18 protein-coding genes and 1 pseudogene are annotated in these 17,443 nt (G+C 63.1%); 7 read left to right on the top strand and 12 right to left on the bottom strand.

Annotated elements, in window-relative coordinates; genetic code table 11:
- Positions 1-93 precede the first annotated feature (93 nt).
- Positions 94-1,077, bottom strand: a pseudogene (locus tag HU825_RS18880) (cache domain-containing protein); the annotation flags it as partial.
- A gap of 343 nt (positions 1,078-1,420) precedes the next feature.
- Between HU825_RS18880 and HU825_RS10210 the strand changes: the two are divergent.
- Both HU825_RS10210 and HU825_RS10205 read left to right on the top strand, forming a co-directional pair.
- Positions 1,421-1,870 (top strand): DMT family transporter, encoded by a 450-nt coding sequence (locus tag HU825_RS10210; protein ID WP_234301964.1) that lies wholly within the window; start codon positions 1,421-1,423, stop codon positions 1,868-1,870.
- A gap of 275 nt (positions 1,871-2,145) precedes the next feature.
- Positions 2,146-2,772, top strand: a complete 627-nt coding sequence (locus HU825_RS10205; RefSeq protein WP_043295951.1) for a TetR/AcrR family transcriptional regulator — start codon at positions 2,146-2,148, stop codon at positions 2,770-2,772.
- A 10-nt stretch (positions 2,773-2,782) separates the two neighbouring features.
- On the opposite strand, the gene HU825_RS10200 is transcribed toward HU825_RS10205, so the two are convergent.
- Positions 2,783-4,798, bottom strand: coding sequence for a TonB-dependent receptor (locus HU825_RS10200; protein WP_234301963.1), 2,016 nt, complete (start codon positions 4,796-4,798; stop codon positions 2,783-2,785).
- 223 nt (positions 4,799-5,021) lie between these two features.
- Here HU825_RS10200 and HU825_RS10195 point away from each other — a divergent pair, with 223 nt between their 5' ends.
- From HU825_RS10195 to cmoB, 5 genes are all read left to right on the top strand, one after another.
- Entirely contained in the window at positions 5,022-5,246 is a 225-nt protein-coding gene (locus HU825_RS10195; RefSeq protein ID WP_043295949.1) for a DUF3203 family protein, read from the top strand.
- A gap of 73 nt (positions 5,247-5,319) precedes the next feature.
- A complete protein-coding gene (locus tag HU825_RS10190; protein WP_043295948.1) occupies positions 5,320-5,724 on the top strand; it encodes a protease inhibitor I42 family protein in 405 nt (134 codons plus the stop codon).
- 110 nt (positions 5,725-5,834) lie between these two features.
- Positions 5,835-6,404 (top strand): hypothetical protein, encoded by a 570-nt coding sequence (locus HU825_RS10185; RefSeq protein ID WP_008566773.1) that lies wholly within the window; start codon positions 5,835-5,837, stop codon positions 6,402-6,404.
- 62 nt (positions 6,405-6,466) lie between these two features.
- Positions 6,467-7,210, top strand: a complete 744-nt coding sequence (gene cmoA / locus HU825_RS10180) for a carboxy-S-adenosyl-L-methionine synthase CmoA (RefSeq protein ID WP_234301962.1) — start codon at positions 6,467-6,469, stop codon at positions 7,208-7,210.
- Positions 7,207-8,169, top strand: a complete 963-nt coding sequence (gene cmoB, locus HU825_RS10175; RefSeq protein WP_234301961.1) for a tRNA 5-methoxyuridine(34)/uridine 5-oxyacetic acid(34) synthase CmoB — start codon at positions 7,207-7,209, stop codon at positions 8,167-8,169. Before cmoA ends, cmoB begins: the two co-directional genes overlap by 4 nt.
- A gap of 38 nt (positions 8,170-8,207) precedes the next feature.
- Here cmoB and pdxJ read toward each other — a convergent pair whose 3' ends face one another.
- From pdxJ to HU825_RS10125, 10 genes are all read right to left on the bottom strand, one after another.
- Positions 8,208-8,954 (bottom strand): pyridoxine 5'-phosphate synthase, encoded by a 747-nt coding sequence (pdxJ, locus tag HU825_RS10170; protein WP_234301960.1) that lies wholly within the window; start codon positions 8,952-8,954, stop codon positions 8,208-8,210.
- Positions 8,947-9,648 (bottom strand): DNA repair protein RecO, encoded by a 702-nt coding sequence (gene recO / locus HU825_RS10165; RefSeq protein WP_234301959.1) that lies wholly within the window; start codon positions 9,646-9,648, stop codon positions 8,947-8,949. The genes pdxJ and recO overlap by 8 nt, the downstream gene beginning before the upstream one ends.
- A gap of 70 nt (positions 9,649-9,718) precedes the next feature.
- A complete protein-coding gene (gene era / locus HU825_RS10160) occupies positions 9,719-10,630 on the bottom strand; it encodes a GTPase Era (protein ID WP_156716358.1) in 912 nt (303 codons plus the stop codon).
- Positions 10,623-11,312 (bottom strand): ribonuclease III, encoded by a 690-nt coding sequence (gene rnc / locus HU825_RS10155; protein ID WP_043295942.1) that lies wholly within the window; start codon positions 11,310-11,312, stop codon positions 10,623-10,625. The genes era and rnc overlap by 8 nt, the downstream gene beginning before the upstream one ends.
- Positions 11,309-11,686: a DUF4845 domain-containing protein gene (locus tag HU825_RS10150; RefSeq protein WP_054093690.1), complete on the bottom strand. Its 378-nt coding sequence runs from the start codon at positions 11,684-11,686 to the stop codon at positions 11,309-11,311. Before HU825_RS10150 ends, rnc begins: the two co-directional genes overlap by 4 nt.
- 90 nt (positions 11,687-11,776) lie before the next feature.
- A complete protein-coding gene (gene lepB, locus HU825_RS10145) occupies positions 11,777-12,631 on the bottom strand; it encodes a signal peptidase I (protein ID WP_043295940.1) in 855 nt (284 codons plus the stop codon).
- 1 nt (position 12,632) lies between these two features.
- A complete protein-coding gene (lepA, locus tag HU825_RS10140) occupies positions 12,633-14,432 on the bottom strand; it encodes a translation elongation factor 4 (RefSeq protein ID WP_043295939.1) in 1,800 nt (599 codons plus the stop codon).
- A 175-nt stretch (positions 14,433-14,607) separates the two neighbouring features.
- The gene (locus HU825_RS10135; protein WP_043295938.1) at positions 14,608-16,017 is read right to left on the bottom strand and encodes a DegQ family serine endoprotease; all 1,410 of its coding nucleotides are present in this window, start codon (positions 16,015-16,017) and stop codon (positions 14,608-14,610) included.
- Between the two features lie 34 nt (positions 16,018-16,051).
- Positions 16,052-16,507 (bottom strand): SoxR reducing system RseC family protein, encoded by a 456-nt coding sequence (locus HU825_RS10130; protein ID WP_043295937.1) that lies wholly within the window; start codon positions 16,505-16,507, stop codon positions 16,052-16,054.
- Positions 16,504-17,436 carry a MucB/RseB C-terminal domain-containing protein gene (locus HU825_RS10125; RefSeq protein WP_054093688.1) on the bottom strand — a complete coding sequence of 311 codons (933 nt, stop codon included), beginning with the start codon at positions 17,434-17,436 and terminating at the stop codon, positions 16,504-16,506. The genes HU825_RS10130 and HU825_RS10125 overlap by 4 nt, the downstream gene beginning before the upstream one ends.
- Between the last annotated feature and the right edge of the window lie 7 nt (positions 17,437-17,443).

The raw sequence follows: 17,443 nt of genomic DNA, 5'->3' as shown, positions 1-17,443 counted from the left end.
CCGCTCGCTGGTCGTCAGCACGTCGCCGATCAGTTCACGCAGGCTGCCGAGGAAGCGATTGAAGCCGCGCGCCAGGTCGCCCAGCTCATCGGCGCGGCTTTCATCCAGACGCCGCGTCAGGTCACCACCGCCGCCGCCGATCTCCACCAGCGCCGCGGTTACCTGCCGGATTGGTCGCACCAGCCCGCGCGCCAGCAGCACGATCACGCCGAGGAACGCCAGTCCGACGGCCGCGCCGATCAGGCTGGTGACCCACAGCGTGCGCCGTGCTTCACCGAAGATCTCGGCTTCGGGCACCTCGCTGACCAGCCACCAGCCGAGCGCCTCCAGCGGCTGCGCCATCGCCAGGAATGCCTCGCCGTCGCGCTCGAAGCGCACCACCTTGTCGCCGCCGCTGCGCAGTTCGCCGGCCGCCGCATCGCCGGTCAGCTCGGCCAGCGCCACACGGTCGTTGTTCTCGTTGCGAGGATGCACCTTGACCCGGCCGTCGGCACCGACCAGATACACCTCGCCGCGCTCGCCGAAGCGGAAATCGGCCACCAGCTCGGACATGCTGCTCAGGCTGTAGCCCAGTCCGGCGACGCCGAGGGTGCGGCCGTTGGCGCTGATGCGCTGGTTGATGAACAGCGTCGGCTGGCGGGTGGTCTTGTCGATGTCGATCTCGAAGCGTTTATCCACGCCGCCGTCGATCAGGCTGTAGAACCAGGCGTCGCCCGCCGCTGCGCGCGACAGCGTGCGGCTCAGGCCGGTCTCGGAATAGTAGTTGCCGCTGTCGAGTACCGCGATCGAGGTCGTCAGCGCGTTCTGCTGCGTCTTCACGCCCTGCAGATAGCGGGCGATGGCCTGCCCCTCGCTCGCGTCCTCGCCGGCCGTGAGCCAGTCATGCACCAGCGTATTGCCGGCAATACCGGCCGTTGCGGTAACAGGCCCGCTGAGCGTGCGCTCGATATCGTTGCGGATGGCGGTGATGTTGGCTGGCAGGGCTTCGCCGATCAGGTAGCGCTCGGCAAGCCGGTCGACGGCCGAGGCATAGACCAGGATCACGATCAGCAAGCTGGCCAACAGGGCCGCGCCCATGCTGACAGCCAACTGCCATTGGATACTGCGTTGCATGAAGCGCATGGCATGACTCCGGGCTTTATAGATATTAACGATTATTCTGTGGGCAATCTTGTATACCGAGAGCACGACTCGGTAAGTCGCTATCGGCTTGTGCAGCCATTTACTTGAGACCGCTCGTCCATTACAGAACCCGCATGCGACGGGACTGATCTGGCCTACCCGGTTCGAGCGCGTAGCACCTGCGGTGCGATGGCACGCTCGCTTGCAACGCCACCTGCGGACGTTATGCAAGATGAATGGAACCTCCCCACACAATTAATGTATACAATCTTTGAGAGCCTTGTCTGGAGAATTTACGATGCCGATGCTTGCCTGGTGGCTACTCGCCCTCCCGCTGATCGCCGGCGCGCTGTTGCCGCTGCAGGCCGGGATGAATGGCGAAGTGGCACGCCAGCTCTCCAGCGTGATGAACGCCGCGCTGGTATCGTTCGCAGTCGGCACGCTGGCGCTGTTGTGCATCGTGCTGGTTCAGCGCGACCCACCCACCCTGCAGGGATTGCGCGGAATCACCTGGTGGCACTGGAGCAGCGGCCTGCTCGGTGTCTTCCTCATCGCCACGGCGGCGTACGCCGCACCGCGCGTGGGCGCCTCGCTGTTCATGGCGCTCCTGCTGGCCGGGCAATTGCTGATGGCGCTGCTGCTCGACCAGTTCGGCTGGGCCGGCTATCGCCAGGCGCCGATCAGCCTGCGCAAGGTGGGCGGCATGCTGCTGGTGTTCACCGGCGTCTGGCTGATCCGGCGCGGATGATCGGACGACTCCGCATCCAGCACCTGCGTGCCGTGCTGGTATGCGGTGCACAACGCAGCGCATCGCCGGTCGCGCGAGGGTTCGTATCGCAGTGATCGATGAGCGAATAAAGCTGTACACCTGACTGAGCGCACTCGGGTGCCGAATCGCCTTGCAGTTCACCCTTGTTGGAACCGCCCCGCTGCAGCAGAATTTCCGCACTTTTTGCCCAGCGCTCGTCATTGAGCAATCCCGGGTCGGTATCGACCGGCCCCGCCGCGGAAATCGAACAATCCATGTCCAGTATCCGAGAGCGCAACAAAGAACTGATCCTGCACGCCGCCAGCGAGGAATTCGCCGAGAAGGGCTTCGCCGCCACCAAGACCAGCGATATCGCCGCGCGCGCCGGGCTGCCCAAGCCCAACGTCTACTACTACTTCAAGTCGAAGGAAAATCTGTATCGGGAGGTGCTGGAGAGCATCGTCGAGCCGCTGCTGGAGGCTTCGGCGCCGTTCAACCAGCCGGGCCAGCCGGCGGATGTGCTGCGCGCCTACATCCGCACCAAGATCCGTATCTCGCGCGATCACGCCTGCGCCTCGAAGGTCTTTGCCAGCGAGATCATGCATGGCGCGCCGCACCTGTCGCCGGAACGCACCGCCCAGCTCAATGCACAGGCGGCGCACAACATCGCCTGCATCCAGCGCTGGATCGATCAGGGCCTGATGACCCGGATCGACCCACATCACTTGCTGTTCAGTATCTGGGCGGCGACGCAGACCTATGCCGACTTCGACTGGCAGATCAGCACCGTCACCGGCAAGGCGCAGCTCGACGATGCCGACTATGACGCCGCCGCCGAAACCATCATCCGCCTGGTACTCAAAGGCTGCGAGATCGACGAGGCAGCCGCTCCGTCTGCGTGAGCGTCGAAGATCAGAATGCCAGCCGCACGCCCACGGTCAGGTTGCGGCCCGGTAACAGCACCTCGTCCTTGATGAAGGAGGTGTGCTGACGCGCCTTCTCATCGAGCAGGTTGTTGGCCTTCAGATAGAGCAGGTAGTCGGTCTGGTCTAGCGAGCCGCTGTAACCCAGGCTGGCGCCGAGCATGTTGTAGCCGCCGGTTTCGCTTTCGTAATCGGCCAGTTCGTCCTGTCGCTGCACGCGGTAGAACTCCAGCTGGCCGCTGAGCGCAGGGGTGAAGCTCTGGTCCAGCCGCACGCCGAGGCGGTCGGCCGGAATGCGCGGTAGGTCGCCGCCACCATCGCGCAACTTGCCGCGCACATGGTCGCCGAACAGGGTGAAGGCGGTGGCATCGGTGGCCTGAAAACGCACCTCGCCTTCGGCGCCGGTAAGCACCGCATCCTGCTGGCGGTATTCGATTTCACGGTAGCCGCCGCCGATATCGTGGCCGGTGTCCGCGGCATAGATAAAGTCATCCACCTGATTACGGAACAGGCTGAAGCTGAAGGTGGTGCGCCCGGCGAATTTGCGCAGAGTCAGCTCGGCGTTGTGCGAGGTTTCCTCTTCCAGATCGAGATTACCCAGCTCGACGGTACGCGTGGCGGCATGCGGGCCGTTGGCGTACAGCTCCTCGGCGCTGGGCAGACGCTGCGAGCGCGACAGCGAGAAGCCCAGCGAGTACTGCGGGGTGAACGTCCACACCGCGCCGGCGGACATGGACGTGCCGCGGTGATCGGTATCCGGGCGGCCGTCGGCGTCGATGTCCTGCCATTCGTGACGCAGACCGAGCTCGTAACGCCAGGCCCCGGCGGTGTACTCCTCGAGCAGGAACAGGCCGTGGTTGCGCGTCAGCGTCTGCGGTATGTAGGCCTCCTCGCCGAGCGCCTCGAAGTCACGCCGCAGGGTCTGCGCGCCGAGCACACCGCGCCAGCCGAACAGCGGTTGGTGCGTGAGCTCCAGGCGCGCATCGGTGGCGTCATTGCTGAAACGGGTGCCCACTTCGCCGCCTTCGATCTCCTCGTGCTGATAGTTGCTGTGACCGACGCGCAGGCGTGCCAGCGCGAAGCCCGGCAGCGGGTCGCTGAGCTCGCCACGCAGGTCCCAGCGTTTCTGCCGCATGTCGACGTAGGGCACCGCGCCTTCGTGATCATGGTCGTGCTCGTCGTCATGATCGTCATGGCCGCCGCAGTGCCAATCGCTGCCGTGGGTGTGACAGTCGGCATGCTCGTGAGCCAGCAGCCCGTAGCGGTTGTTCTGTTCGCCGTAGGCCGCGCCCAGATAGCCGCGCTCGCCGATGTAGCTGGCGCCCAGGGTGAAGCTGTCGGTGTCGTTGTAGGAGCCGGCCTGCTTGTTAGGCGATCCGGGTATCTCGTACTCGTCGGCCTGGCGCTTGGTGCCTTCGGCGCGCACGGCGAAGTTGCCGCTGCCAGCGGTGATGCCGAACACACCTGCACCTTCGTTTGCCACGCTGTTGGCGCGCAGTTCGAGCGCGCCTTCGTAGCCTTTCTCCGGGACGTAGGTCGGAATCTTCCGGTCGATAACGTTGACCACGCCGCCGATGGCACCGCCGCCGTACAGCAACGCAGCCGGCCCCTTGAGCACCTCGATTCGCTCGGCCAGCAGCGGTTCGCTGGACACCGCATGGTCGGGGCTGATGGTCGATGCATCGAGCAGCTCCACACCATCGCTCAGTACCTTGACTCGCGCGCCATCAAGCCCGCGAATCACCGGCCGGCCCACACCGGCGCCGAAGCTGCTGGAACGCACGCCGGGCAGGCTTTCCAACGTTTCACCGAGGGTCGCCTCGCGGCGCAGCACCAGTTCGTCACCCTCCATGACCGCGGCCGGCGTGGTCATCTCGTGGCTCTGTCTATCCAGCCCGCTGGCGCTCACCACCACCGGTTGCAGTTCGAGCGGATCGGCGCCCCAGACGGACGCCGGCAGCGCCAGACCGATGGCCCAGGCCAGAGGGTGAAGCTTCGATTTCATGTGACTCTCCATACTGTGACGGTTGCTTGCAGAACCGCGAAAAGACGACACGCCGGCTCTTCCAATAGGCAGGCGCGTTGGTGTGGGCGGGAGAATCTAACATGTTATATCGTAACAAATCAGCATCTTTTTCCCTGACACATACAACCCGGCGCCGGGATCGACGGTCCGAAGAGAAACAGCCACGGTCCAATGCATCACCGGTCACCTGAGGAGACCCGATATGAGCGTTCAAATCGACACTACCAGCGGCACTTGCACCGCCGTGATCGCCGGCCACACGCACCGCTGCGCCATCGCCGATGCCCGTATCAGCACCGATCCGCAGGCGCGCATGTCGGTCCTGCACATCGACGGCACCAGCATCCATGTGCCCGAAGAACAGGCCGAACATCTGATCGCGGCAGGCGCAAAAGACGACCGCGCCAATCTGATCGCCGACGACTGACCCAGCGGCAGGGGCTTGGGGCTGCATCGGCAGGACGGCTATCCTTAGCACCTCCATGTAACCGGTGCCGTCCATGTCCTTTCTCCGTCGTGCATTCGTTCCCACCGCCGCGCTGCTGCTCAGCGCCTGCGCGCAGCAAGCACCCAGCACGTTGACGCTGGAGAACCATCCGAGCCACTGCCAGCCGCTGCGATTGAGCGCCGGCCAGGAGTTCAACCTGCGTCTGCCGAGCAACCCCACCACCGGTTTTCGCTGGACCGTGCGTGCCGACGGCGCGCCGCAGCTCAAACTGCTAGGTCCCGAGGTGTACACCGTGCCCGAGGACGCGGGCCTGGTGGGTAGCGCGGGCGTATCGACCTGGCGCTTCCGCGCTGTGACGCCTGGAGAGGCCCTGCTCGCCCTCGATTACGCCCGACCGTGGGAGATCGGTGTCGCCCCGGCCCGAACGCTGGACTGCCGCATCCACGTCAGCCAGTAGCCTGCCGCGCCAGACCATTACAGCCGTAAATCCCCCGCTTCCGCCCGGCAGAAATCCTGAAAATCGCCTATACCAAACACAGGGATCGTCAGCTGTCGGGGGAAAGGGAAATGGACGGCTTCAGAGCGTACCCACTGTGCTGCGCACTGGCCCTGCTGGCCGGTTGCGGCAACCTGCTACCCAGCGAGCGAGCAGAGGTCAGTTCGACCTTCCGCGATTATCTGGACGCCGAAACCAGCTTCGAGCGCGCCATTCCCGGTCGCACCACGCGCAGCGAGCTGTTCACCCTCGGCTTCGATCCGCAGCAAGGGGGCAATGGCCGTATCCTCTCGTTCCTCGACGTGCGCATGCTGTTCGTGCAGCCGAACATTCCCATCGACTACCTGCCGGACAGCCTGGTCCGCTGTCTGGAGGCCAAGGAGCGCTGTAACGGCTACGCCTTCGAGTTCACCCAGACCGACAGCCAGCGCGTCGGCAGCTTCTGGGCGGACGTGCTGAACTTCCGCAAGAATCGTCAGGTGCAAGGCTGGAATCTGCGTGCCGTGTTCGTCCTGGTGGACGACGTGCTGGTTCACAAGGTGAGCAACGGCGAGCCGCAGATCCGCCGTTATCAGGTCCAACGCAACCCGTTGGGGCCGCTGCAGGGTGCCGGGGAGTTTCTTTCCGATCAGCTGAAATGAGCGAACGGGCGCTGCACTTGAGCTAAAATGCGCGCCTTTTTTGCTTCGCCCGGAAGGCAGCCGTGACGCAACTCCCCGACCGCATCTACGCCACCCCTCAGGCGCGGGTCGCTGATTTCGTGTTCAACGAGGACGTGGTGCGCGTCTTCCCCGACATGATCAAGCGCTCGGTGCCCGGCTATCCGGCGATCGTCGAGAACATCGGCGTGATCGCCGCGCAGTTCGCCCAGCCAAACACATGCCTGTACGACCTGGGCTGCTCGCTGGGCGCGGTGACCCAGGCGCTGCGCCGCCATGTGAAGGCCGACAACTGCCGGGTGCTGGCCGTGGACAACTCCGCGGCCATGGTCGAGCGCTGCCGCGAGTATTTGCATGCACAGGATTCGATTTTCCAGGAGCTGCTGCCAGTCGAGGTGATCGAACGCGACATTCTCGCGCTGGAATTTCAGCCGAGTTCGCTGGTTGCGCTGAATTTCACCCTGCAGTTCATCGCCCCCGAGCAGCGTCCCGCGCTGCTCGGGGCCATTCGCCAGACACTGATACCGGGCGGTGCGCTGATCCTCTCGGAAAAACTGCGTTTCGCCGATGAAGGCGAACAGCAGCTGCTCACCGACCTGCACATCGCCTTCAAACGCGCCAACGGCTACAGCGAACTGGAAATCGCGCAGAAGCGCAGTGCCATCGAGAACGTGATGAAGCCGGACAGCCTGGAAGTCCACCGCCAGCGCCTGCTGGATGCCGGTTTCTCCAAGGTTGTGCCTTGGTTCCAGTGTCTGAACTTTGCCTCGCTGATCGCCCTGCCATGAATCTCGACCTGACTCCCCTCGCCTGGCGCCTGGCCGGCACTCCGCTGGCCGCCTGGGCCAATGGCGTGCAGCAGCAGCTGAACGCCAAGCTGGAAATCGGCCACGGCGACTTGCCACGCTGGCGCCGCGCCGTCGACGCGCTGCCCGCGCTGACGCCTGCGGCAATCGAACTGCGTGACGGCTTTCGTCTGGAGGCCGGTTGCGACGACGCGACCCGTCAGGCGACCCGCGAAGCCCTGATGGGACTCTCGCCCTGGCGCAAGGGACCGTTCGAGGTGTTCGGCGTGCATGTGGACACCGAGTGGCGCTCGGACTGGAAGTGGCAGCGCGTCGCGCCGCATCTGGATCTGGTCGGCAAGCGCATCCTCGATGTCGGCTGCGGCAACGGCTACTACATGTGGCGCATGCTCGGCGCCGGCGCCGACAGTGTGGTGGGCGTCGATCCCAACTGGCTGTTCTTCTGCCAGTTCCATGCGATGAAGCGTTACCTGCCGGAGCTGCCGGTGTGGCACCTGCCCTTCGCGCTGGAAGAGTTACCCGCGAAGCTCGAAGGCTTCGAGACCGTATTCTCCATGGGTGTGCTCTACCACCGCCGCTCGCCCATCGACCACCTGCTCGACCTGAAGGACTGCCTGATCCGGGGTGGCGAACTGGTGCTGGAGACATTGGTAGTCGACGGCGACGAAAACACCGCGCTGGTACCCGAGGACCGTTACGCGCAGATGCGCAACGTCTGGTTCCTGCCTTCGGTGTCCGCGCTGGAACTCTGGCTGCGCCGGGCCGGCTTCGTCGACGTCCGCTGCGTGGATGTCAGCGTGACCCGCGTCGAAGAACAGCGCAGCACCGAATGGATGCGCTACCAGTCGCTTCCCGATTTTCTCGATCCGCAGGACCATAGCAGAACCCTGGAGGGCCTGCCGGCGCCCATGCGCGCCGTGTTGCTGGCGCGCAAGCCGTAGGCGGAAAACGCGCGAAGCTCTTTTCCGCCGCTGCGCACTCAACCCCGCGCGGCAGCCGCGAGTATCAACTGCTTCATTTCCGCTACCGCCTGCTTGAACCCGACGAACAGCGCATGCGCAACGATGGCGTGGCCGATGTTCAGCTCGTTGATCCCGCGGATCGCGGCGATCGCCTCGGTGTTGTGGTAATGCAGCCCGTGCCCGGCATTGACGATCAGTCCGTGGCTGAGCCCGGCCTCGACCCCCTCGCGGATGCGCGCCAGCTCGCAGGCACGCTCGGCTGCACCGTGCGCGTCGGCATAGCGGCCGGTGTGCAACTCGATGGCTGGCGCCCCAATGCGCGCCGCCGCCTCGATCTGCCTCGGGTCGGCATCGATAAACAGCGAAACCTCGGCGCCGCAAGCATGCAGGCGCTCGACCGCGGCGCGGATGCGCGCTTCCTGGCCGGCGACATCCAACCCACCTTCGGTCGTTAGCTCCTGGCGGGTTTCCGGCACCAGACAGACATGCTCCGGGCGCAGCTGCTCGGCAAAGGCAAGCATGGCTTCGGTGACGCCCATCTCGAAGTTCATCCGCGTCTGCAGAACGTCCTTCATCAGCAACACGTCACGCTCCTGGATATGCCGACGGTCCTCGCGCAGATGCACGGTGATGCCGTCTGCCCCGGCTTCTTCGGCATCCAGCGCCGCCTTGACCGGATCCGGGTAACGCGTGCCACGCGCTTGGCGCAACGTAGCAATATGATCGACGTTGACGCCGAGCAGAATTCGATTGGCTTCAGCCACGCGGGGCCTCCTTCAGATTCATGAACAGTTCGCGGCTGACCAACGGTCGACCGCCCAGATGCGGTGCCAGCGCCTGGCGCATCAGTCGTTTGGCGGCCGCGAGCGCACCGGACACCTGCCAATCGGCCTCGGCCATCGCCAGCAACTCGGCTCCGCTGAACAACCCTGGCTGGAACGACTCGACCGGTTCGAGCCCGGCGTCGGGCAGCAGCCGGTAGAGACGCTGCGGCTCGATCGGCCGGCCAGCGATATCGGTCTCGAGGGCGAAACCATAGCCCAGCTCGCCGAGCAGACGCCATTCGAACGCTCGCAGCAACGGTTCCAGCGGCCGGTGCGCCGCCAGCGCCGGCAGCGTGGCCACGTAATGCTGGAACAGCGCCGGATGGGCATCTTCGACTGGCAGCAAGCGGATCAGCAATTCGTTGAGGTACAGCCCGCCGAACAACGCCTGGCCATCGAGCCAGTGCGCCGGCCCGGCGCCTTCGAGGCGAGCGATGGTCTTGAGGTCGGATTTGCCGCGCAGTTCCACCTCCAGCGAGACGAACGGGCGAATCAGGCTGCCGGCCTTGCCACGGGCCGCGCGCATGACCGCGCGCAGCCTTCCCAGGGGCGTGAGCAGATCGACCAGCGCGCTGCTTTCCTTGTAGGGACGGCTGTGCAGAACGAAGGCAGGTTGGGGAGAGGTGAAATCCATCGGTCGGTGACGCTCGAGTCGAGCCGGCAGCGGGCGCGCCTGCCGCTGGCAGAGGCTGGTCGCTACGGCGTCAGTTATAACCCAGCGAATGCAGCGCGCGCTCGTCGTCGGACCAGCCGCCTTTCACCTTGACCCACAGGTTGAGCATGACCTTGGAGTCGAACAGCACCTCCATGTCCTTGCGCGCTTCCTGGCCGATGCGTTTGATGCGCTCGCCCTTGTCGCCGATGATGATCTTCTTCTGTCCGTCGCGCTCCACCAGAATGAGCGCATGGATGTGCAGTACGGGACCTTCCTGCTTGAAGTCCTCGATCTCCACGGTGATCTGGTACGGCACCTCGGCGCCGAGCTGACGCATGATCTTTTCGCGCACCAGTTCAGCGGCAAGGAAGCGGCTGCTGCGATCGGTGATCTGATCTTCCGGGAAAAAGTGCTCGCTCTCCGGTAGACGCTCGGCTACGAGTTGCTCCAGCGTTTCAAGGTTCTGTCCGTGCTGTGCGGAAATCGGCACGATCTCGGCGTTCGGCAGCTGCTCGGCGAGCCAGCGCAGGTGCGGCAGCAGCTCGGCCTTGTCCTCGATACGGTCGGTCTTGTTCACTGCGACGATCAGCGGCCCGGTGACGTACCGTACCCGCTCGAGCACAGCCTGATCCTCGTCGGTCCAGCGGGTGCGGTCGACAACGAAGATGACCACGTCGACATCCTTCAGCGCCGAGGCGGCAGTCCGGTTCATGTAGCGATTGAGCGCCGTCTCACCGTTCTTGTGCAGACCTGGGGTATCAACGTAGACCGCCTGCACGGCACCCTCAGTCTTGATCCCGAGCATATTGTGGCGGGTGGTCTGCGGCTTACGCGAAGTGATCGCCAATTTCTGCCCGAGGATGTGGTTCAGCAGCGTCGACTTGCCGACGTTCGGCCGCCCGACAATGGCTACATAACCACAACGACTGACATCTTCCGATTGCAGCTGCTGGTCAGTCATTTCCGTTCTCCACGCCGAGGGCGATCAGTGCGGCTGCCGCGGCAACCTGTTCAGCGATGCGGCGACTGGCACCCTGTCCGCGCGTCTTGTCCACCAGCAGCGCCACCTGGCATTCCACGTAAAACGTTCGGCAGTGCGGCTCTCCCTGGATATCCACCACCTCGTAGCGCGGCAGCTCGCAGGCGCGCGATTGCAGGAACTCCTGCAGTCGCGTTTTCGGATCCTTGTTGGTATCGACCAAGGTCAGCCCCTGCAACTCGTTGGCCAACCAGGCGAGAACGCGCTCGCGCGCGGCCTCCATGCCGGCATCCAGGTAGATGGCACCGATCAGTGCTTCGAGCGTATCGGCAAGAATGGATTCACGGCGAAAACCACCGCTCTTGAGCTCGCCAGAGCCCAGCCTGAGGTGGTCGCCGAGCTCGAAACCACGCGCCAGCACCGCCAGGGTCTCGCCTTTCACCAGTCGCGCCCGCAGGCGCGATAGCTGGCCTTCCCGCGCCTGGGTGAAGTGATGAAACAGCGCTTCGCCAGCGATGAAGTTGAGGATCGCATCACCAAGAAACTCCAGGCGCTCGTTATTGCGCCCGGCGTAGCTGCGATGGGTCAGCGCCAGGAGCATCAGCTCCTGATCCTTGAATTGGTAGCCGAGCTTGCGCTCGAGGCGGGCTAGCGAAGTGCTCACGGCATCCTTAGGCGATAGTGTTTGTCGAAGTTGGCCACCAGATCGAGATTGCGGATCAGCGGCTCGCGTTTTTCGTACTTCAGGTGCGCTCGGAATTCGTTTTCCTGGATCTCGACCTTGAGCACTTCTTTCAGATTGACGTCCTGAATACCGTTGACCTGCATGCCCTTGCTGACATGAGTATAGAACTCGCCCACGCTGCGGACTTCCGCTGCCGTATCGGTTTCCACGGACTGGATGATCTTGTCCATGGACATGTAGTCAAAGTAGTGAGGAAGCATCTTAAATGCCGTGCTGGCCAGAAATGCTACCAGCGCCAGCACCATGATCCAGCTGAGCATGGACAGCCCTTTTTGCGAATGCGCAAAGCTCATGTCGACCTCTATGTCGTTGCGATACCCACCGATCGGGGCAGCGCCACTATAAACAGCCATGCTGCTGGCGCGGAGGCCATAATTCACAGCTTAGTGAATCAGCCCCACGCGGGAGAAATGCGGCAGGTTGCTGAACTTTGGATCCGGCCAGCTCATCCACACCGCGAATGCCTTACCGACGATATTGCGATCCGGTACCATTCCGGCCAATGTCGTGGGGATCGCATCATCCTGCCAATAGCGACTGTCATTCGAATTATCGCGATTGTCGCCCATCATGAAGTAATGGCCTTGCGGGACCGTCCATTGGCGGCTGGGCTCCATCCGATATCGCCCCATTTCCTTACGGATCAGATGCTCTACCTCGCCCAGTTTCTCGCGATACAGGCGCGCACTGCCCAGACTGCCCGGCTCGTCGCCAATCAATGTCTCGGCCACGAGCTGATCGTTGACGTACAGCCGACGTTCACTGCTGTAGCGAATCACGTCGCCCGGCAAGCCGACCACCCGCTTGATGTAGTTGACGTTCGGATCGCTCGGATAGCGGAACACCATGACGTCGCCACGCTGCGGGTCGCTTACCTCGACGATCTTGGTATCAACCACCGGAAGGCGAATGCCATAGGCAAACTTGTTGACCAGAATGAAATCGCCCACTTCCAGCGTCGGCTTCATCGATCCCGAGGGAATCTGAAACGGCTCGACCAGAAACGAGCGCAGCACCAACACGATCGCCAGCACGGGGAAAAACGATTTGCCGTACTCGATCAGTACCGGCTCGCGGCTGAGCGCTTCGAGCGTAGCCGAATCGATCGCACCATTGCGCCCCTCATAACTGGCGATGGCGGCGCGACGCCTGGGCGCGAAGAACAGCAGGTCGCTCAGCGCCAGCAGCCCACAGACAATGACCGCAAGGACCAGCACCAGCGGGAAATTGATCGACATATCAGCTATCTACCTTCAGTACCGCGAGGAACGCCTCTTGTGGAATCTCCACGCTGCCGACCTGCTTCATACGCTTCTTGCCCGCCTTCTGCTTCTCCAGCAGCTTGCGCTTGCGGCTGACGTCACCGCCATAGCACTTGGCGAGGACGTTCTTCCGAAGCGCCTTGACCGTCGAGCGCGCGATCACCTGCCCGCCGATGGCCGCCTGAATCGCCACGTCGAACATCTGCCGTGGGATCAGTTCCTTCATCTTCTCCACCAGCTGGCGCCCCTTGTACGCCGCGTTGTCGCGGTGGACGATCAGCGCCAGCGCATCGACTCGCTCGCCGTTGATGAGTACGTCCAGACGCACCAGATTGGCCGGCTGGAAGCGGTCGAAACCGTAATCCAGCGAGGCATAGCCGCGGCTGGCCGACTTCAGGCGGTCGAAGAAATCCATCACCACCTCGTTCATCGGCAGGTCATAGCTGACCTGCACCTGGCTGCCGAGGAAATGCATGTCGCGCTGCACGCCGCGCTTCTCGATGCACAGGGTGATCACACTGCCCAGGTGATCCTGCGGCACGAGGATGTTGGCGCGGCAGATCGGCTCGCGCATCTCGGCAATCGAGGCCAGATCAGGCAGCTTGGAAGGGTTGTCGACGTAGACGGTGTCGCCGTTCTTCAGCACCACCTCGAACACTACCGTCGGTGCGGTGGTGATCAGATCCAGGTCGTACTCGCGCTCCAGGCGCTCCTGAATGATCTCCATATGCAGCATGCCAAGGAAACCAATACGGAAGCCGAAACCCAGCGCGTCGGAGCTTTCCGGCTCGTACTGCAGCGCGGCGTCGTTGAGCGTCAGTTTCTCCAAGGCGTCGCGAAAGTCTTCGAAATCATCCGAGCTGACGGGGAACAGGCCGGCATAGACCTGTGGCTTGACCCGCTTGAAACCCGGCAGCACCTCGACATCCGGGGTCGTGGACAGGGTCAGGGTGTCGCCCACCGGGGCGCCCTGGATGTCCTTGATGCCGGCGATGATGAAGCCCACCTCGCCAGCCTTGAGATCGGCGGTAGCAGTGTGCTTCGGAGTAAAGACGCCAACACTGTCGACCTGATGGATCTTGCCGGTCGACTTGACGAGGATCTTGTCGCCTTTCTTCACTCGCCCGTGGCGCACGCGGACCAGGGACACTACGCCGAGATAGTTGTCGAACCAGGAGTCGATGATCAGTGCCTGCAATGGCGCCTCGATATCTCCCTCGGGCGGCGGGATGATCTGCACAAGGCGCTCCAGCACATCCTCCACCCCCATGCCGCTCTTGGCGCTGCAGGCCACGGCGTCGGTGGCGTCAATACCAATGACGTGTTCGATCTCTTCCTTGACCCGCTCCGGCTCGGCCTGGGGCAAGTCCATCTTGTTCAGCACCGGCATGACCTCGAGGCCTTGCTCGATGGCTGTGTAGCAGTTGGCCACCGACTGCGCCTCGACGCCCTGACCAGCGTCCACCACGAGCAGCGCGCCCTCACAGGCCGCCAGCGAGCGGCTGACTTCATAGGTGAAGTCGACGTGACCAGGGGTGTCGATGAAGTTCAGCTGGTAGGTTTTGCCGTCCTGCGCTTTGTAGTGCAGGGTCACGCTGTGCGCCTTGATCGTGATGCCGCGCTCGCGCTCGAGATCCATGGAATCGAGGACCTGAGCCTCCATCTCGCGTTCGGACAGGCCGCCGCAGATCTGAATGAACCGATCGGCCAGGGTCGACTTGCCATGGTCGATGTGGGCGATGATGGAGAAGTTGCGGATATGACTCAGGTCACTCACAGCTGAACACTCGAAAAATGCCGCAGGCCGATTGCCCGCCGAAAATAGCCGCGAAGTTTAACTGATCAGCCCCGCGAGCGCCACGCGCCCAACCGGGTCGACACTCACTTGCATAACGCGGACACAAGAAAAAGGGCGGCCATCGCCGCCCTTTTTCTTCAACATGACGCCCGCGTCATTCCGCCAATTTGAAGGTGATGAAGCTCGCGCGTCCCTGACGCAACACCCGCATCGATACCGAACGATTCTTAGGCAATTGGGCGGCCACCCGACCGAAGGTCTTGGCTGAATCGATGGCCTGGTTGTTCAGATGCGTGATCACATCACCCGGACGCAGACCGATCATCGCAGCCGGACCATTTAGAATTTCGGTGATAACCACCCCGCCCTGCAGATCCAAGCTGGCGCGCTGCTCCGCAGTCAACTCGGAAACCTTGACCCCCAGGCGGTTGTCGCTCTGCTCCGGCCCGGCGCCCGCCGCGGCGATTTCGTCGCCCTCTTCCGGCAGCGCACCGATCTGCACGCTGACCTCGCGCCGCTCACCCTCGCGTACGACTTCCATTCGAGCGGTACTTCCTGGCTTGAGCGCACCGACGAGGTGCGGCAGATCAGCCGACATGATGATGGGCTTACCATTCATACTCAGAATCACGTCACCCACGCGCAATCCACCGCGAGCAGCTGGGCCACCATCCATCACCTGGGCCACCAGAGCCCCGGCCGGACGCTCGAGGCCGAACGACTCCGCCAGATCCTTGTTCACTTCCTGGATGACCACGCCCAGCCACCCACGACTGACCTTGCCCTCTGTGCGCAGCTGATTGGCGACATCCATCGCCACATCGATCGGAATGGCGAAGGACAAGCCCATGAAACCGCCTGACCGGGTGAATATCTGCGAATTTATCCCGACGACTTCACCCGCGAGATTAAACAGCGGACCGCCGGAGTTGCCTGGGTTGATCGCAACATCGGTCTGAATGAACGGCACATAGCTCTCGTTCGGCAGACTGCGCCCGGTTGCGCTGACAATACCTGCGGTCACGGTGTGATCGAAGCCGAACGGCGAGCCAATCGCCAACACCCACTCGCCAACCTTGAGCGCACTGGAATCACCCAGTTTGACGGTCGGCAATCCCTCACCCTCGACTTTCAACACGGCAACATCGGTACGCGGATCGGCACCGACCAGCTTGGCTTCCAACTCACTGCGATCGGGCAGACGCACAATGATCTCGTCGGCGTCTGCAACGACATGATTGTTAGTCAGCACATAACCATCAGCTGAAATGATGAAACCCGAACCCAGCGATTGCGCCTCGCGCTGCTGGCCGCGACCGTCGGGTAATTGAGGAATACTGCGCTCGAAGAACTCCCGAAAGATCGGAGGCAAGCCCTCCAGATCGGGAATCTGCGCCGACGCGCCACGTGTCGGGAGTTTCTGCTTGGTGCTGATGTTGACCACTGCCGGGGATGCGCTCTCTACCAGCGGCGTGAAATCCGGCAGCGCCGCTTGCGCAACAACCGCCTGCCCCAGCAACGCCAGCCCCGCCAAAAAGGCGAAGCAGCTGTTTCGATTGAACATGAACTAGCCCCCACTGACGAACGAACGGAAAATCTCACTGCATGCCAGGCGAACCGGCGAGCATGGCCCGCAGTACCACGGGTTGCAGACTCGGATCGTTCGCCACGCGCCGGCTACGCAGGCGCACGATACCCCAGGCGATAACGAATCCACCCAACCCCGCCGCGATGATCCAAGGCTCGCTAGCCGACCACTGTGCCGCCGCTGCGGCGGCAATCAGCATCATGAGCAGGGGAAAAAGATAGACAAGGAGCGCCCCACGCAGCAATACGCGCTCCTCGATACCCAGCACGACGGCATCACCGACCTGCAGTTGCAGCGCCGACACCGCACGGACCAGCCCGCTTCGCTCGCGTACGTCCAGACGCTCCATCAGGCCCTGCCCGCAGCCATTTTTTGCAACGCATCCTGAACAAGTGCTGCGACGCTGCGTCTGGACCCAGACGGCGCCTGGTTCCACAGCGACAACGCGTCCCTGCTCTTCGATCATTGCGAGGCCGCGCGCATCGAAAGCGCCACGCGCTCTGCGGTTCCGAGCGGGATCTCACCCACGACAGTCACCATCACGTCGCCTTCCGGCGTGCTGATGCGCTTAGCAACCGACGCCGTCGGTCCCATCTGACTGCGAGCGTCACTGACCGTCGCGTCGCCCAGCGGCTCGAGAAACACGGAAAAACTCGTCAGCCCGTCACTATAGGACAGCCAGGAAACCGATTCGCTTGAAACTGGACTCGGCCGCACGTCCGCCCCCTGTAATACAAAACCAGGCGGTAACCAGTCGGAACGCCATGCCGTATCGACCTGATGAGGGGCGGCTTTAAGCGAGACATTTTCACATGCTGGGCCCTGACGCACTGACTGCGCATCGGCCGCGTCGGGTTCGAAACGAGTAAACTGAAACCGCTCAAGCAGCTGTCCTTTGTCGCTCAGCATGAGCGACTTGAGCGGTAGAGCCGTCTCGCGGTCGAGATGAAGCTCGAAGCTGTAACGATGCTGGTCTTTAGCCAGCACTCCCAGCGCAACCGCAGGTCGGCCGGCAACCCGGGACTCGCCCATCAGGCGAAACTCGTACCACTCCGAGAGCGCCTTTACGTCGAGGCGCCGATCATCCCAAGTGCCCTGGCGGTCGACCTGGGTCGTCAACCCGTCGGTAGCGCATTGCACCTGACCGTCGCGCCGTACAACCTCTATCGCCGGCCCGTCGAGCTGGAGCATGCGCTCCTGCAGATGCCCTTCCTCGACCCGTCGCCAGATCGCATGACTGGAAAAACTGCCATTGCGCTCGTAGACGAACGTGCCCATATAGTTCTGAGTCCGTTCCGCCTGGGCAAGCTTGCTCATCCACGTTCCGGCATCAACAGCGAAGGCCGGCATCGATAGCCAGCCTCCGAACATCACACACAGCGGTAAGACGCGCATGCTTCTC

Source organism: Pseudomonas phenolilytica, assembly GCF_021432765.1.
Classification (GTDB): domain Bacteria; phylum Pseudomonadota; class Gammaproteobacteria; order Pseudomonadales; family Pseudomonadaceae; genus Stutzerimonas; species Stutzerimonas phenolilytica.
This window is presented reverse-complemented; position numbering and strand designations above follow the sequence as displayed.

Excerpts from the sequence above, each read along its gene's own strand:
- HU825_RS10210 (WP_234301964.1), top strand. The coding sequence starts at position 1,421 with ATGCCGATGCTTGCCTGGTGGCTACTCGCCCTCCCGCTGATCGCCGGC.
- HU825_RS10205 (WP_043295951.1), top strand. The coding sequence starts at position 2,146 with ATGTCCAGTATCCGAGAGCGCAACAAAGAACTGATCCTGCACGCCGCC.
- HU825_RS10200 (WP_234301963.1), bottom strand. The coding sequence starts at position 4,798 with ATGAAATCGAAGCTTCACCCTCTGGCCTGGGCCATCGGTCTGGCGCTG.
- HU825_RS10195 (WP_043295949.1), top strand. The coding sequence starts at position 5,022 with ATGAGCGTTCAAATCGACACTACCAGCGGCACTTGCACCGCCGTGATC.
- HU825_RS10190 (WP_043295948.1), top strand. The coding sequence starts at position 5,320 with ATGTCCTTTCTCCGTCGTGCATTCGTTCCCACCGCCGCGCTGCTGCTC.
- HU825_RS10185 (WP_008566773.1), top strand. The coding sequence starts at position 5,835 with ATGGACGGCTTCAGAGCGTACCCACTGTGCTGCGCACTGGCCCTGCTG.
- cmoB (WP_234301961.1), top strand. The coding sequence starts at position 7,207 with ATGAATCTCGACCTGACTCCCCTCGCCTGGCGCCTGGCCGGCACTCCG.
- recO (WP_234301959.1), bottom strand. The coding sequence starts at position 9,648 with ATGGATTTCACCTCTCCCCAACCTGCCTTCGTTCTGCACAGCCGTCCC.
- era (WP_156716358.1), bottom strand. The coding sequence starts at position 10,630 with ATGACTGACCAGCAGCTGCAATCGGAAGATGTCAGTCGTTGTGGTTAT.
- HU825_RS10150 (WP_054093690.1), bottom strand. The coding sequence starts at position 11,686 with ATGAGCTTTGCGCATTCGCAAAAAGGGCTGTCCATGCTCAGCTGGATC.
- lepB (WP_043295940.1), bottom strand. The coding sequence starts at position 12,631 with ATGTCGATCAATTTCCCGCTGGTGCTGGTCCTTGCGGTCATTGTCTGT.
- HU825_RS10135 (WP_043295938.1), bottom strand. The coding sequence starts at position 16,017 with ATGTTCAATCGAAACAGCTGCTTCGCCTTTTTGGCGGGGCTGGCGTTG.
- HU825_RS10130 (WP_043295937.1), bottom strand. The coding sequence starts at position 16,507 with ATGATCGAAGAGCAGGGACGCGTTGTCGCTGTGGAACCAGGCGCCGTC.
- HU825_RS10125 (WP_054093688.1), bottom strand. The coding sequence starts at position 17,436 with ATGCGCGTCTTACCGCTGTGTGTGATGTTCGGAGGCTGGCTATCGATG.